Origin of the sequence: Bacillus sp. S71 (assembly GCF_016625265.1) — a bacterium.
GTDB lineage: Bacteria > Bacillota > Bacilli > Bacillales > Bacillaceae_G > Bacillus_A > Bacillus_A cereus.
Window position 1 is genome coordinate 51,633 of record NZ_JACVUW010000009.1, and the last position, 14,956, is coordinate 66,588.

A 14,956-nucleotide genomic window follows, 5' to 3' on the forward strand; every position below is an offset into this window, starting at 1 on the left:
ATTTCTATCACTAAATTAAAATATGCAAATGTTCATATCATTATAACTTTATACACAGTGAATATAATGAATGAATACACTTTCATTTTAATAAACTATTATTAAGGCTTGTCTAAACTAATGTAAAAAAAGAGTAAAGCATATACATGCTTTACTCTTTTTTTCTATTCGATAATATACTTGGCAATTGTACATTAACTGCCAACTTATGTATAAATCCAAACACTAATCCGATCCCTATAAATATGTATAATATCGTAAATATCTTTCCGAAGTCAGTTTGGGGACTAAATTGCCCATCACCGACAGTAGTCAGCGTCACAACGCTAAAATATAAAGCATCCAGAGGACGTAACCCCTCCACTGTACTATAAAAGATTGTACCAGATATTAATGTCAAAATTGTTAATACGAATAACACTTGAAATTCTTTATCTTTCCATGCTCGCAAACAAGCTTTTAGCATCCGTTTCAATGTCAACATAAATGAAAGCATTAGACTTCCCCTTCCAAACAAAATACCTTTAGTTACAGGAAAGTCTATCACCTTTCTGTACAGAAAAAAAGTAGCCCTCTTCTATTTCTAGAAAAGGGCTACTTTTTTCGATTCTATCTTATTTAGGTGAAACAAGAATTTTCACTTGGGTTTTATCTTTTACAAGTGCTTCAAATCCTTCTTCAACAACTTGATCGACTGTAATTTTTTTCGTAATTAATTTCTCTGCTTGAATTTGACCAGAGCTAATTAATTTAATAACAGCTGGGAAGATGTGACGGTATCCTAAAATACCAATAACTTCTTTTTCTTTTAATACTAAGTTATTTGGAGTAATTGTTGCGTCTTTTTCCCATACACTAACAATTACAGTTTGTCCTTCGAAGCTTGTACTTTCAATCGCTTGGCGTAGTACAACTTCAACACCTGTTACTTCAAAGCTAACATTTACACCTAAACCATTTGTTAAGTTACGAATTTCAGCTAACACATCTTGAGTTGCTGGATTTAATACATAATCCGCACCTGCTAATTTCGCTAACTCTTGACGTTCTTTAGAAAGTTCAACTGCAATAACAGGAGTTGCTCCTGCTGCTTTAGCTGCTTGGATAACAAGAAGTCCAATTGGACCGCAACCAAATACCGCTACAGCTTCCCCTTCTTTTAATTTACTTTGACGTACTGCATGAACTGCTACTGCTGCTGGTTCTACAAGCGCACCTTGTTCATACGTCATTTCATCTGGAATGTGATGAACCATATCTTCTGGTACTACTGTATATTCAGAGAAACCGCCGCCTTCTCCGCCAAGACCGTGGAAAACAAGTTGTTCACAAACATTGTAATGTCCATGTTTACAAGCTTCACATTTACCACAAGAATAAATTGGCTCTACAACAACGCGGTCTCCCACTTTATGAGATGTAACTCCTTCACCAATCTCTATTACCTCACCACTAAACTCATGACCTAAAATAACAGGTGCTTTCACATGTGTTAATGGATGTTCTTCTGTTGGAATAAAAATAGGCCCTGCTAAATATTCATGCAAGTCTGTCCCACAAATACCACACCATTTAACTTTGATTTTCACTGTTCCTGGTTTTACTGTTGGTTCTGGTACTTCTTCTACTCGTACATCACGTTGATTATGCCAAAGTAGTGCTTTCATTTTATACATCCCTCTCTATGTATATACTTAACCTGGTGAAGTTTACAATTCTATTATAATACTTCTATCCATATATTTCAAAAAAACAATCACATTCCCACTAATTTTTTACAAATAACGTTCAATATTTTGTCACTTTGTACTTTTTTCCACATCTGTTAATTCAATTTCATTGCAGGTGAAATTAGCATTGTGCCATAATAGCATAGGAGAGGTGAATATCGCTTGAAATATTTTATTTACTTTATCGTTATCGTGGCATTTTTAGATACATTTTCACAATTACCTATTATGAGTACTTTCGCTCAAAGCCTTGGAGGAACTCCTCTTATTATCGGGCTAGTTGTCGGTATGTACTCATTCGCTAATATGATCGGTAATATTATTGCTGGAGCCGCTGTCGATAAATTTGGTGCAAAAAAAATCCTTTATATAAGCATGGGAATTACGAGTTTCATAGTCTTGTTATACACCGTTGTTCAAAGTGGTGAACAACTATTAGTTGTGCGCTTTATGCATGGATTTAGTGATGGCTTTTTAATTCCTGCTGCCTTTACATTTTTATCAAAACAAACAAATGCAAAAAGACAAGGAAAAGCAATGGCTCTATCTGGTGCTGCTGTTGGAACAGCCGCAATCGTAGGACCTGCTTTCAGCGGTATTATGAAAGCAACAGCTGGCGTAGAGTGGGTCTTCATTACTATTTCTATTTTAATGGCTCTTGGTACGATCGTATCTCTATTCTTCTTACCAAATAACGTATCAAGAAAAGATACATCAAGAACGCAAATGATGAACAAAGAAGATATGGTTGAACTTTTAAAATCAGAACCGTTATTACAAGCATATATTGGTGCTTTCACATTAATGTTTTCACAAGGGATTGTCACTTATATGTTACCAGTAAAAGTTGAGGCATTAGCGCTTAAAGCATCTACAACAGGCATGATGTTAAGTGTATTCGGTATTACTGCTATCCTCTTCTTCTTGCTTCCAACAAATCGTATTTACGATCGATTTAATCGTTCGAAACTAATGCTAATCGGAATTGCAGTTATGGCATTCGCATTATCTTTACTCGGATTATTTGCTACAAAAGGTATGCTCTTTATCGTAATGATGATTTATGGAATTGGATTCGCAATCCTCTTTCCGTCTATTAACGCTTTACTCGTTGAAAATACTACAGACGATAATCGCGGAAAGGCATTCGGATTATTTTATGCCTTCTTCTCATTAGGAGTTGTTGCTGGCTCCTTTACAGTCGGCGCAATCGGAGCATCACCTAGCATCAGCTTCATTATCGGGACAGCATTTTTATTAACATTTGCTGGGATGATTTATGTAAGAAGCAAAGTAAAAAAGACAATGATGGGATAATCCATCGTTGTCTTTTTTAAAATGCATATTGATATAATCCGTAATATAATGGAAGCGTTGGAATAATGCCAATTAATTTAAATATAAAAGGTAATGGCTCATCTCGCTCTTCATATAAACGAAAAACAAAAACTGCAGTTAAAGTCCAAATGACGCTAAACAAGAAGATACATTTCCAAACAATTGAGGTTAATATTTGTATATCAAATACAAAACCAAAGAGCCCTATCCACGTAATAATAGATACTACAAAGTCAAACTTTTGAATTGGTGTTTGAAACATACCCCTTACTAACGAAATAATAGCTAACATTGCTACAATAACTAAATATATTTTCCAAAGCATAATGATAATCTCCTATTCAATTTAACTTTTAACTTTCAGCAAACCATATTTAATAAACAATATAGCATTATATTTTTCATAGAAATAATACAATGGATAACAAAATAAAAAGAAAATAAGTACAGTTGGTACATTGTCTACAATAGAAAAATATTTTACTAGTAATTCCTTAATACTCTCTCCAATAATAATAAACAATGGAATTATACAAATCATCGCTAATATTAAACATGGCGTTACCCTTATTTCTTTCAACTTCACCTTACAATGTGGACACCTTAATGAAAAAGGATGCGGGAGATCAATAATATGCTGTACAGTAATATCCCCTTCACACTGTGGACATTCAATAACTTCTTTCATTTATCGCTTACTCCTTTCTATCTATAAAAAGAGCCCTATTGAATAGAACTCTTTTTTGCCCAATATATTACTTTTGTGTATAACCAAATAACAATGTAAATAAATTGAGCCGTAAAGGCAATAATACATCGCTTCTTTTAAAAAGAAAGTTTATAAATACCGACGATACTTCGACAATTTCCTCGGAAATATTTCCTTTCCCCACATAATTTGATACACTACACATGAATAAACACTTGTATTACATAAACTAAAATAATAACTTACTGTACAAATTAAAAAGCACACTCTTCATATGAAGAATGTGCTTTTATGTTATTAACGTTTAATCCAAACAGCGCCTGCCGATTTATCTTCTGCCTGTCCAACAACTTGGAATTTAAGTCCAAGGTTTGGAACTTTTCTTCCTGCATCTGCAATTTGCTTGTTACTATATACTTTTGAATCATCAAAAGTTGTAACACCTTGTAATCCAGAATAGTTAAACTGACCACGTGTTAATGAATTTACACTCCATGCTGGTGTTTTATCAAATGAAAATGCAGCATCTGCAATTTGCATGCCCGTATTACCGTATGCTGGTTTTCCGTTTAAATTACCAACTAGCGCTTCTGGATGAGAATCTACAACACCAAGGAATCCTTCACCTGGATGCACCCCAACCCAGTTATCTTTGAAACTATCATCTGCATACCAAACGACAAGACCTGTATTATACACTGGACCTTTTCCTGCTTTTAAACCATTATCTGATCCCGCATAGTTTCTCCACTCTAAGTAGTAATAATGAGCTTTCTTCTCTGTCCCATCAGAAACAACAAAACCATTTAAATTCATTTTAGACTGTCCTTCTGCATCATCAGAAAATACAACTTGTCCATCAACAGTTACATTTACATTGTCCATCGCAAAACCTTTATATGTTACAGCCGGATCTGTAATATAGTCTAATTGTAGTTTCACTTTTTTGCCTTTAAATTGACTTAAATCATATGATTTATCAATCCATTTCCCATCTGTTGTATCTTTATCTCCTTGGACTGCTTTTTCTCCAAGTCTATCAATTAACGTCTTCGTTCCATCTTCTGTTACTGCATGTACTTCGACGAAATCGCACTCTGCTTCTAACTCATAATTTGCTTTATAATCGAATTTTGCATTTGTTCCTTTTGTTAAATCAAAGAATGGTGTCTCTAACGTTGTATGCATATCATCGCCTCTTGTACTATAATATGCATGCTTTCCAAACTCCGGTTTAATCGTTTCAACACTTTTACCTGGTAAGTTAACACGTACAACGCCTGGACGATTTGATTTCGTAACACTTTGATCAATATAGGTAGGAACTCCCACACCACTCTTAATTTTATCGTAATCTACTTCTAATATTTTTGCCCAGTTGCCACCCATATTCTTTTGTAAGAAGTCTTTATTTTGTGGTGAAAAACTTGTCGGCTCCGTTCCTGCGATTTTTCCTGTCCAACTACCTCCACTCATTAATGACCAAGCTTCGACAGGTGAACCATTTCCAGTATATTTCGTGTCATATTCATCTGGTAATCCAAGATCATGTCCAAATTCATGCGCAAACACACCTACAGCTCCATCTTCTGGTTCAATTGTGTAATCATGTGCTGCTACTTTTCCACCAAAGTAATCTACTTTTGATTTTGTACCTTCAATCGCTACTGGATCTACTGCTAATTTTGAACGATGTGACCAGATCGCATCATCACCTAATTTACCACCACCTGCTTCTTGACCAACACCAGCATGGATTACCATTAAATGATCAATTACACCGTCAGGTTCATTTTGATTCCCATCCCCGTTTGTATCATATCTATCAAACTGATCAAACTGAGATAAATCTAGTCCTTTCTCAGCAGCTGCATGCAAAGCTTCTTTCACTAAATCACGTGCACCTTTCGGACCTTTATTATCGTGACCACTGCTACCATCAGCTCCATAATCAGATGCTTTTCCTGGAACTGTTAGCCACTCCGTTACATATCCGTCTGTCGTATAACTACCACCAGACTGCTCTTCATAGTATTGTTTAAACGTTTTTACTTTTGAACCATCAAATAATGTATAAGGCTCCTTACCGAACAACATCTTTTGATAATGTTCTCTACTAAAGTCTTTCGAATACATATAACCTGGTGTTTGATCAATATTATTATGTTTATAATCACTAAATTCAACGAGTAGCACTAATACTTTATCCGATCGAACAGATCCTTTATATGGAGCTTGCTTTGCTTTTGAAGTTGGAACTTGCCCATTTAATTGCTTTTTATTTGGTTCTGGCTTTTGCTCAAGATTAATATTTTTTTCAGTCTTTTTTACATTTTCCTTTTCTTCCATCTTTTTCTCTTTTACTTTTTTTGTGAAATCAGACGTTTCTTGTGAGTGAGCATCTGGAAGAATTTCTTTGTTCGCCTGATCTCCTTGTTTCTTTTCAATATATTGCTCGACAGCCTTTTTCGTCTCTTCTTTAGAAGATGCTGGATTAATTGTTCCTCTTTCTTTCAAAGCTTCCGCTAAACGATCTTCTTGAATTAAATTGTAATCAATTGGCGTTGTAGACACATTCTCTTTCTCTTTTGCTGGCGTTTCTGCATATGCTAACGGCGCACTCATTACAGATGTGCATCCGATAATTGCTGCAATTGCTAATGATGACAACACTTTAAATGGGGCTTTTCTTCTCATTCCATTTCTCTCCTTTTATAAAACTTAAAATTCAGATAAATCGGTGCGTTTTTGTCGAAATCTCTGTTTACTACCCTCCCTATATAAAAAGACATAATTCTATAAACATTAAACTTTCTGTTATAGAATCATGCCCTCCAGTTTTCTGGTCAGACCCTCTATCTGTTTATCCCTTGGTTCAACTACTAATCAGTGTGCTGATGAACAAAGCCCCCACTGATTAAAGTTTCACTTTATATCGAAATATGAAAAATAAAGAGTTATGTGATATATATTAAATATCTTATATAACAAATTTAAAAGACAATATGCAAAATTGCATGAAAATTCTTTTAAATAAAAAAAGAATCCTAGTCAATTAAACTAGGATTCTTGATTTTCTATTATTTCTCTTGTGTTTTTTCCCAATCAGCTAAGAATTTCTCAATTCCTTGATCTGTTAATGGGTGCTTCACTAATGAAGCAATTACGTTTGCTGGGATTGTTGCAATATGTGCACCGTTTAATGCTGCATCAGTTACGTGAACGCTGTGACGTACAGATGCTGCAATGATTTCTGTTTCGATGCCATGAATTGCAAAGATTTCTGCGATTTGACGAATTAAATCCATACCGTTATGACCGATATCATCTAAACGACCTAAGAATGGTGAAACATATGTTGCACCAGCGCGAGCTGCAAGTAATGCTTGAACTGCTGAGAATACTAATGTAACGTTTGTACGAATTCCTAAATCTGAGAATGCTTTTACTGCTTTTAAACCTTCTGTTGTCATTGGAACTTTTACAACAACGTTTGGAGCAATCTTCGCTAATTCTTTTCCTTCTTCAATCATTTTATCAGCTTCTAAGCTAATTACTTCTGCACTTACAGGTCCTTCTATAAAGCTGCAAATTTCACGAATACGCTCATGGAAATCTACGCCTTCTTTTGCTACAAGTGATGGGTTTGTCGTTACTCCAGCTACTACGCCTAATGCATTTGCCTCTTTAATTTCGTTAATGTTTGCTGTATCAATAAAGAATTTCATTTGTTATTCTTCCTTCCTAATTTTCATTTTATATTTATTTATTTTTCTTAATAAGCTCTAATTCAATCGGAATAGATTTGTCCACTTTTTTACCTTGTGTTATCTCTTTTGCTGTTTGCATCGCCTTCTCTCCGATTAATTCCGGTTTTTGAGCGACTGTTGCAGCCATACGCCCATCGTTAACCGCTTTCACAGCATCTTCTGTTGCATCAAATCCAACAACTACCACATCTGTTTTTCCAGCAGACTTCAATGCTTCAAGTGCACCTAATGCCATCTCGTCGTTATGCGCAAACACGGCTTTAATATCACCATTTGCTTGCAAAATGTTTTCCATAACAGATAATCCTTTCGCTCTATCAAAATCAGCCGCTTGTTTTGCAACTACTTTTAAAGACTTATCGGCTACGTTATGGAATCCTTTCCCACGTTCACGAGCAGCAGACGATCCAGGGATTCCTTCTAACTCAGCAACGTTTGCTCCTTCGCCGACTAATTCACGAATGTAATCACTAGCCATTTGACCACCTTCGATATTATTAGATGCAATGTGAGAAACAACCTTACCTGAATTCGCAACGCGGTCTACTGTAATAACAGGAACATTTGCTGCATTTGCCGCACTTACCGCTGAAGCAACAGCATCTGAATCGGTCGGATTAATAACAATTACATCGACACCCTTTTGAATTAAATCTTCAACATCGTTCGTTTGCTTCGCTGCATCATTTTGCGCATCAACAGCAATCAATTCGATGCCGCTATCTTTCGCTTTCTTTTCTGCACCCTTTTTCAAAGTTACAAAGAAGGGATTATTTAAAGTTGAAACAGAGAATCCAACTTTAATAGTTTTATTTCGACCTTTATCGCTAGAATCCTTTGCCCATTCTGGTGGTTCCATTGAACAACCAGCAGTAATGACCATAATACATGCAACGAGTATAAGTAACCATTTCTTCATGAACTGTCCCTCCATTACGCTTCTTTTCGGCGATCAATTAATACAGCTAGTAAGATTACAAGTCCTTTTACAACTTGTTGGAAGAAAGAAGATACACCTAATAAATTTAAACCGTTATTTAGTACACCGATAATTAGTACACCGATGAATGTACCAACAATCCATCCTCTTCCCCCAGAAAGACTTGTTCCACCTAATACAACTGCTGCAATTGCATCTAATTCGTAAGAAGTACCTGCGGTCGGCTGTGCAGAATCTAGTCGTGATGTTAAGACAATACCTGCAAGCGCTGCCAAAATTCCGGAAAGACCGTAAATCATTACTTTAATTCTCGTAACATTAATACCTGATAGTGCTGCTGCTTCTTCATTTCCACCAATTGCAAATGTACGACGGCCAAATGTCGTTTTCTTCAAAATGAAGTACAGTACTGCGAAAGCGATCATCATTGTAACAGCTGGTACCGGAATACCAAGAAAATAACCGCGGCCAAACATTTGGAACATTAAATGATCACCAAGACCAGTGATCGGACGTCCGTCCATATAAACAAGCGTCAACCCACGAAAAATAGTCATTGTTGCTAAAGTTGCAATAAATGGAGCTACTTTTCCTTTCGCAATGATGATACCGTTTACAATTCCCATTACAAGACCTGCTAATAGTCCAACTGCCATTGCAAGGAACGGATCCATGCCACTTGCCATCATTCCAGCAACAAGTGCACTTGATAATGCTAAAATAGAACCTACCGATAAGTCAATACCCCCTGTTAAAATTACAAAGGTCATTCCGAATGCAATAAGCGCATTAATCGATACTTGACGCAGTATATTAAATAAATTTGGAATTTCAATGAACGCTGGATTTAAAGCTGTAATTACGACGATAATTAATACTAAACCGATTAAAGAACCGAGTTGTTGTAATACATTCCCCTTCTTAGCCATCCTTACTCTCCCCCTGTAGCTAGTGCCATAATAGACTCTTGTGATGCCTCATCTTTCCCTAAAATGCCGCCGACTTTTCCTTCATGAATAACAAGAACTCGATCACTCATCCCTAAAACTTCCGGAAGCTCAGATGATACCATAATAACGGCATCGCCTTGCTCAGTAAGCTTATTCATAATAGAGTAAATTTCTTTTTTCGCTCCAACATCGACACCTCTTGTTGGCTCATCTAAAATGAGTAATTGCGGATGAATGCCTAGCCATTTTGCGATTACAATCTTTTGCTGATTTCCACCAGAAAGAGATTTCACTGCCTGCTCTCCGCTAGATGCTTTCACATTAAGAAGCTTCATCATATCTTCTGTAAACTGTTGTTCTAGCTCGTTGCTTAGAACACTTCCCTTTGAAAGACTTTCTAAATTCGGTAACGATAAGTTTTCTCGAATTGAAAAATCTAACACTAATCCTTCAGACTTTCTATCTTCTGTAATGAAAGCAATTCTTTGTCTAATTGCATCTATCGGACTATCAATCTTTACTTCTTGTCCATTTATAAAAATTTGTCCAGAATCTAAAGGTTCATAACCAAATATCGCTTTCATAATATCAGTGCGACCAGCCCCCATCAAACCAGCTACACCAAGGATTTCACCTTTCCTCACTTGAAACGAAACATTTTCAAATTTCCCTTTCTTCGTTCCGTTACGCATTTCAAAAATGACATCACCAATTTGACTATTTCGCTCTGGGTAACGTTCACCAATGCTGCGCCCCACCATCATACTCACTACTTCATCAAATGATGTTTCTGGAATTAATCTCTTTCCGACGTATTCTCCATCACGCAAAATCGTAATGGCATCACATATTGAGAAAATCTCTTCCATACGATGCGAAATGTACACGAATGAAACACCTTCTTTACGTAACTTATTGATTACTGTAAAGAGCGTTTCGATTTCACGATCCGTCAGTGCCGCAGTAGGTTCATCCATAATAATAACGCTCGCGTTTGTCATTAACGCTTTCGCAATTTCGATAATTTGCTGTTGTCCAACCGATAGTTCCTCTGCTAACATAGCACCTCTTACATGCAATCCTAGCTCTGCTAGTTGCTGCTGCGCAATCGCGTTCATTTGTCGAGTGCGTAAAATACCTGTTTTCCCATACATTAACTCTTTACCAAGAAACATATTTTCAGCTACTGTTAAATTCGGCAATATATTTAGTTCTTGATGTATAAATGCGATGCCGTACTCTTCAGCTTCTTTCGCATTTTTAAAGGTGCGCTCTTGCCCATCAATCGTGATTGTCCCACCATCTTTTTTGTATACACCTGTTAAAATCTTCATGAGCGTTGATTTACCCGCTCCATTTTCCCCCATCAATGCATGGACTTCTCCTGTTTCAATCATAAACTGTGCATTCTTCAAAACAGGATTGCCATTGAACGCCTTTGAAATGTTTTTCATTTCAATATGCATTCCCATCACTTCCCTTTATTAAAAAATCACGCCTGCATGTAAAATTACATTTGCATAAGGCGTAGCCTCGCCTGTACGAATAATCGCCTTCGCTTTCTTTGTATGCTCTTTAAATTGTTCATGAGATACATACTCAAATGCTGGCTCTATTAATTTTTGCTCAATCTCTTTATTTACTTCCGCATTATTTATAATGACTTCTTCTGCTAACGTCACTTTTTCGATTGCCATATCATCAGCTACAACTTGTAACACCTCTAAAAAACTCGGTTTTCCAATCTCAACAGCTAAATCAATTCGTTTTACTCCATCCGGAATCGGTAACCCGCAATCAGCAATTACAACCGTATCTGTATGCCCAAGTGAAGCAAGGACTGCCGCGATTTCACTGTTTAATACACCATGCTTTTTCATCCAACAATCACCTGCACTTCACGTACTCGATCTCTCGTTGGCATACCGCCCTGTGCTCCAAGTTTCGTTACAGAAAGACCACCGGCAATATTCGCGAAACGAATTGCTTTTTGAAGTGTCTCTCCTTCAGAAAGTGCAACTGCTAACGCACCATTAAATGTATCACCAGCTCCAGTTGTATCCACTACATCAACAGCAATGCTAGGAACATGTACAATCTCCGTGCCATTATGGAAACGAACACCGTTAGAACCTTCTGTCATCAATAATTTATTTGGATACTTCGCCAATAAATCTTCAATTGGTGATGTAAAATCATCTAATACAATGCGGCACTCATGTTCATTTGGCGTAATATAAGTTGCTTTTTCTAAAATTTCTTCTGATAAAACTTGTGCTGGCGCTGGATTCAACATAACAGGAATATTATGTTCCTCACAAATAGCCAATACATATTTTACTGTTTCAAGTGGAATTTCTAGTTGAAGAACAACCATATCCGCTTTTACAAGAAGGTCTTTGGAGCGATCTACAACTGACTTATTTACAAGAGCATTTGCCCCTTGTACGACAACAATACTGTTATCTTCTTCTGCTAAAACGATATGAGCAATTCCTGTCGTTCTATCTGTAACCGGTACCACATAATCGATAAAAATGCGTTCGTTCTCTAAATTTTTTCTAACTACTGTTCCATAATCATCATTTCCTACCGCTCCAACCATTGCTACATTTGCTCCTAACCTAGCTGCAGCAACTGCTTGGTTTGCCCCTTTCCCTCCTGGGATTGTATGAAACGCTTCACCAATTACTGTTTCTCCTGCTTTCGGCCGTTTTTTTGAAACAGCCACTAAGTCCATTGAAATGCTTCCTACTACTGCAATATTTGGCATCTGTTTCATCTCCTTACTTCGTTGTATTTCGTTCTATAATTTCAATCGGCAAACGATAGTGTTTCTCTTCTAATGTATTTCCTTCCATTTGCTCTAACAACAACTCTGTTGCAATTTTCCCCATTTCATATATCGGTTGTGCAACTGTTGTAATAGATGGATACATCATTTCTGTTAAAGAAATTCCATCAAATCCGATAATTTGTAAATCATCTGGAATGGCAATCCCCTTTTGAAGTGCAGCCTTTACAATACCAATCGCAATTAAATCATTCCCAGCAACAATACCATCAATATGCGGGTATTCTTCTAATAATTCCATCGCTACACGCTCACTATTTGCTGGCTCAAACGTACTCTCCGCAATCATATACGAAAGGTTATTTTGCGTAATAACGTCTACAAAACCTTCAAAACGTTCATTTGCAGTACTCACATCACGTGGACCGCGAATATGCGCAATATGTTTACATCCTTTATCTAGTAACAACTTTGTCGCAGCCTGACTTCCTGCATAGTTATCTGCATATACAGTAGGAATACGCTCATTAAACATACGGTCAATCGCAACAACCGGGACAGATAAATTCATGTAATTAACACTATTTTGTGGATTTGTTGCTACAATAAATCCATCTACATTATTTTGTCTAAGTACATCAATGTATTGTTTCTCTTTTTCTAAACTTTCATCAGAGTTACAAAGGACAACTGTGTAACCTTGTTTATGTGCTACATCTTCTACGGCACGTGCAACTTCTGGAAAGAACGGATTCACGATATTTGGAACAACTAAGCCAATTAAACGAGACTTTTTATTATACAGTGAACGTGCTACTGTACTAGGCTTATAATCTAACATCTCAATTGCACGCTCTACCTTTTTTAATGTATCTTCGTGAACATATCCATTTTTATTTAAAACTCTGGAAACGGTCGCAACAGATACTCCCGCTAATTTCGCAACGTCTTTAATCGTACTCATTCTCTTTTCTCCTCATTTCATGTAACCGTTTACAGAAAATAATATAACGTATTTCTAAAAATACGTCAATCATTTCTCACTAAAAAGCTTTTAAGGTTATACTCAAAAAAGCACCGCCATAAGGCGATGCTTCTTCATTACGAGTATGATACAGTTTTTTCTTTTTCTTCTACAGCAGGCTCTTCAGCATCTTTTTTACGATCTGATAGTTTAATTTTTTGTAAGAAAATCGTAAAGATGGCACCTACTACGATAAATACTAATCCTGTTAAGAATACAGTATGAAGCGAGTCTACTAAAGAGTTTTTCAAAATAGGTACAATGCTGTTAGCAAACGCTTCTGGCATTTGTTTTAATGCCTCTGGGCTAAATAGCATCGAATATAAACCTTGTGGATCTGTGTGAATCATATCTTTAAATTTCGTTACCATTTGTCCCGCTTCTTTCGGGAATGTATCTAATACAGGTACTAATTTATTTGTTAACGTTGTACCTGAAGTGTTATTCATAATTGATCCTAAAATTGTAATACCAAATGTTCCACCAATTTGACGGAAGAACTGACTTGATGACGTTACGACACCAAGGTCTTTTTTCGGGAAGCTTTCTTGTAACGCTAATGTTAATGTCGGCATTACAAGACCCATTCCTAAACCGATAACCATCATATAAGAAGTAGCTGTAAGCTTCGTTGTGTGCATATCCATCGTTGTTAATAACCAGAAACCACCGGCCATAATAAGCATACCTGCGATAATTTGTGGTTTTACACCAACTTTTAATACAAGTTGCCCACCGATAATACTCATTACAATCATTGTAATCATCATTGGAGTCATAATTGTTCCTGATTCAGCAGCACTTACTCCTACAATACCTTGCATGAAGAATGGTACGAACATAATCGCGCCGAACATTCCAATACTCATAAAGAATCCAATCGCATTCAGTATTGTAAATGTGCGATTTTTAAAGAAATGCATTGGTAAAATCGGCTCTTCAGCTTTCGTTTCAACAATAACAAAGCTAACGATACCAATTACAGCTAGTGCGAATAAACCGATAATTTGCCAAGAATCCCATGCATAATCTTTTCCGCCAAACGTTAGCGCAAGTAATAAACTTACAACACCTAGAATCATCGTAAAGATTCCAGCGATATCAATTTTAATTGGTCCTGTTTGTTTATGTGATTTTAATCCCATTGCAATAAAGATTGTTGCTAAAATACCAACCGGTAAGTTAATGTAGAATACCCATCTCCAGTTCACTGCATCTACAATCCAACCACCAACTTGTGGTCCAATTACAGAAGCAAGACCGTATAACGCACCAAAAATACCTTGCCATTTCGCACGTTCTTTTCCCGTGAACATATCTCCAATAATAATCATAGCCATTGGCATCATAATACCGCCACCAAGACCTTGAATACCACGGAAAATAATTAATTCTGTCATACCATTCGCCATACCACATAACGCCGAACCAATCATGAAAATAACTAGCCCTGTTATATATACGTTACGACGACCAAGTAAATCCGCTAATTTACCTGCAATTGGTACAACTGTCGTTGATGTTAACATATAAGCTGTCGTTAACCATGTCATTAAACTTAATCCGCCTAGGTCACCGACGATACGTGGCATTGCTGTACCAACAATTGTTCCATCTAATGCAGCAAATAGCATCGCGATTACTAAACCGATTAACAACAACTTTCTATTTTGATTTTCTTGTTGCTCCATGTAATCTCCT

Annotated in this window: 14 protein-coding genes; 1 reads left to right on the forward strand and 13 read right to left on the reverse strand. The window is 36.6% G+C overall.

Annotated features, from left to right (window positions below):
* Positions 1-151: 151 nt before the first annotated feature.
* Entirely contained in the window at positions 152-496 is a 345-nt protein-coding gene (locus tag IBT51_RS19130; protein WP_000948244.1) for a potassium channel family protein, read from the reverse strand.
* A gap of 118 nt (positions 497-614) precedes the next feature.
* Complete coding sequence (gene bdhA / locus IBT51_RS19135) at positions 615-1,667, reverse strand: (R,R)-butanediol dehydrogenase (RefSeq protein ID WP_000645827.1); 1,053 nt, start codon at positions 1,665-1,667, stop codon at positions 615-617.
* Between the two features lie 225 nt (positions 1,668-1,892).
* Between bdhA and IBT51_RS19140 the strand changes: the two genes are divergently transcribed.
* On the forward strand, positions 1,893-3,047 hold the full coding sequence (locus IBT51_RS19140; RefSeq protein ID WP_000873271.1) for an MFS transporter: 1,155 nt from the start codon (positions 1,893-1,895) through the stop codon (positions 3,045-3,047).
* 16 nt (positions 3,048-3,063) lie between these two features.
* On the opposite strand, the gene IBT51_RS19145 is transcribed toward IBT51_RS19140, so the two are convergent.
* The 11 genes from IBT51_RS19145 to IBT51_RS19195 form a co-directional block, all read right to left on the reverse strand.
* On the reverse strand, positions 3,064-3,393 hold the full coding sequence (locus IBT51_RS19145) for a hypothetical protein (protein ID WP_000964465.1): 330 nt from the start codon (positions 3,391-3,393) through the stop codon (positions 3,064-3,066).
* A 21-nt stretch (positions 3,394-3,414) separates the two neighbouring features.
* Positions 3,415-3,756, reverse strand: coding sequence for a hypothetical protein (locus tag IBT51_RS19150; RefSeq protein ID WP_000665754.1), 342 nt, complete (start codon positions 3,754-3,756; stop codon positions 3,415-3,417).
* 318 nt (positions 3,757-4,074) lie between these two features.
* Positions 4,075-6,474, reverse strand: coding sequence for a M6 family metalloprotease immune inhibitor InhA2 (gene inhA2, locus IBT51_RS19155; RefSeq protein WP_075719438.1), 2,400 nt, complete (start codon positions 6,472-6,474; stop codon positions 4,075-4,077).
* A 383-nt stretch (positions 6,475-6,857) separates the two neighbouring features.
* Positions 6,858-7,505: a fructose-6-phosphate aldolase gene (gene fsa / locus IBT51_RS19160; protein ID WP_000667666.1), complete on the reverse strand. Its 648-nt coding sequence runs from the start codon at positions 7,503-7,505 to the stop codon at positions 6,858-6,860.
* 34 nt (positions 7,506-7,539) lie between these two features.
* Complete coding sequence (rbsB, locus tag IBT51_RS19165; protein ID WP_088022991.1) at positions 7,540-8,466, reverse strand: ribose ABC transporter substrate-binding protein RbsB; 927 nt, start codon at positions 8,464-8,466, stop codon at positions 7,540-7,542.
* A 14-nt stretch (positions 8,467-8,480) separates the two neighbouring features.
* Complete coding sequence (locus IBT51_RS19170; RefSeq protein ID WP_001074641.1) at positions 8,481-9,416, reverse strand: ABC transporter permease subunit; 936 nt, start codon at positions 9,414-9,416, stop codon at positions 8,481-8,483.
* Positions 9,417-9,418: 2 nt separating this feature from the next.
* Positions 9,419-10,903: a ribose ABC transporter ATP-binding protein RbsA gene (rbsA, locus tag IBT51_RS19175; protein WP_088022994.1), complete on the reverse strand. Its 1,485-nt coding sequence runs from the start codon at positions 10,901-10,903 to the stop codon at positions 9,419-9,421.
* Between the two features lie 18 nt (positions 10,904-10,921).
* Positions 10,922-11,317, reverse strand: a complete 396-nt coding sequence (rbsD, locus tag IBT51_RS19180; RefSeq protein ID WP_000716151.1) for a D-ribose pyranase — start codon at positions 11,315-11,317, stop codon at positions 10,922-10,924.
* Positions 11,314-12,210, reverse strand: a complete 897-nt coding sequence (gene rbsK, locus IBT51_RS19185; RefSeq protein WP_001132865.1) for a ribokinase — start codon at positions 12,208-12,210, stop codon at positions 11,314-11,316. The genes rbsD and rbsK overlap by 4 nt, the downstream gene beginning before the upstream one ends.
* A 13-nt stretch (positions 12,211-12,223) precedes the next feature.
* Positions 12,224-13,195 carry a ribose operon transcriptional repressor RbsR gene (rbsR, locus tag IBT51_RS19190; protein WP_000104051.1) on the reverse strand — a complete coding sequence of 324 codons (972 nt, stop codon included), beginning with the start codon at positions 13,193-13,195 and terminating at the stop codon, positions 12,224-12,226.
* Between the two features lie 137 nt (positions 13,196-13,332).
* Positions 13,333-14,946, reverse strand: coding sequence for an MDR family MFS transporter (locus IBT51_RS19195; RefSeq protein WP_000437647.1), 1,614 nt, complete (start codon positions 14,944-14,946; stop codon positions 13,333-13,335).
* Between the last annotated feature and the right edge of the window lie 10 nt (positions 14,947-14,956).

Coding starts and splice junctions, on each gene's coding strand:
- rbsR (WP_000104051.1), bottom strand. CDS start 13,195: ATGAGTACGATTAAAGACGTTGCGAAATTAGCGGGAGTATCTGTTGCG.
- IBT51_RS19145 (WP_000964465.1), bottom strand. CDS start 3,393: ATGCTTTGGAAAATATATTTAGTTATTGTAGCAATGTTAGCTATTATT.
- IBT51_RS19130 (WP_000948244.1), bottom strand. CDS start 496: ATGCTTTCATTTATGTTGACATTGAAACGGATGCTAAAAGCTTGTTTG.
- bdhA (WP_000645827.1), bottom strand. CDS start 1,667: ATGAAAGCACTACTTTGGCATAATCAACGTGATGTACGAGTAGAAGAA.
- IBT51_RS19195 (WP_000437647.1), bottom strand. CDS start 14,946: ATGGAGCAACAAGAAAATCAAAATAGAAAGTTGTTGTTAATCGGTTTA.
- rbsA (WP_088022994.1), bottom strand. CDS start 10,903: ATGCATATTGAAATGAAAAACATTTCAAAGGCGTTCAATGGCAATCCT.
- inhA2 (WP_075719438.1), bottom strand. CDS start 6,474: ATGAGAAGAAAAGCCCCATTTAAAGTGTTGTCATCATTAGCAATTGCA.
- IBT51_RS19150 (WP_000665754.1), bottom strand. CDS start 3,756: ATGAAAGAAGTTATTGAATGTCCACAGTGTGAAGGGGATATTACTGTA.
- rbsD (WP_000716151.1), bottom strand. CDS start 11,317: ATGAAAAAGCATGGTGTATTAAACAGTGAAATCGCGGCAGTCCTTGCT.
- rbsK (WP_001132865.1), bottom strand. CDS start 12,210: ATGCCAAATATTGCAGTAGTAGGAAGCATTTCAATGGACTTAGTGGCT.
- rbsB (WP_088022991.1), bottom strand. CDS start 8,466: ATGAAGAAATGGTTACTTATACTCGTTGCATGTATTATGGTCATTACT.
- fsa (WP_000667666.1), bottom strand. CDS start 7,505: ATGAAATTCTTTATTGATACAGCAAACATTAACGAAATTAAAGAGGCA.
- IBT51_RS19170 (WP_001074641.1), bottom strand. CDS start 9,416: ATGGCTAAGAAGGGGAATGTATTACAACAACTCGGTTCTTTAATCGGT.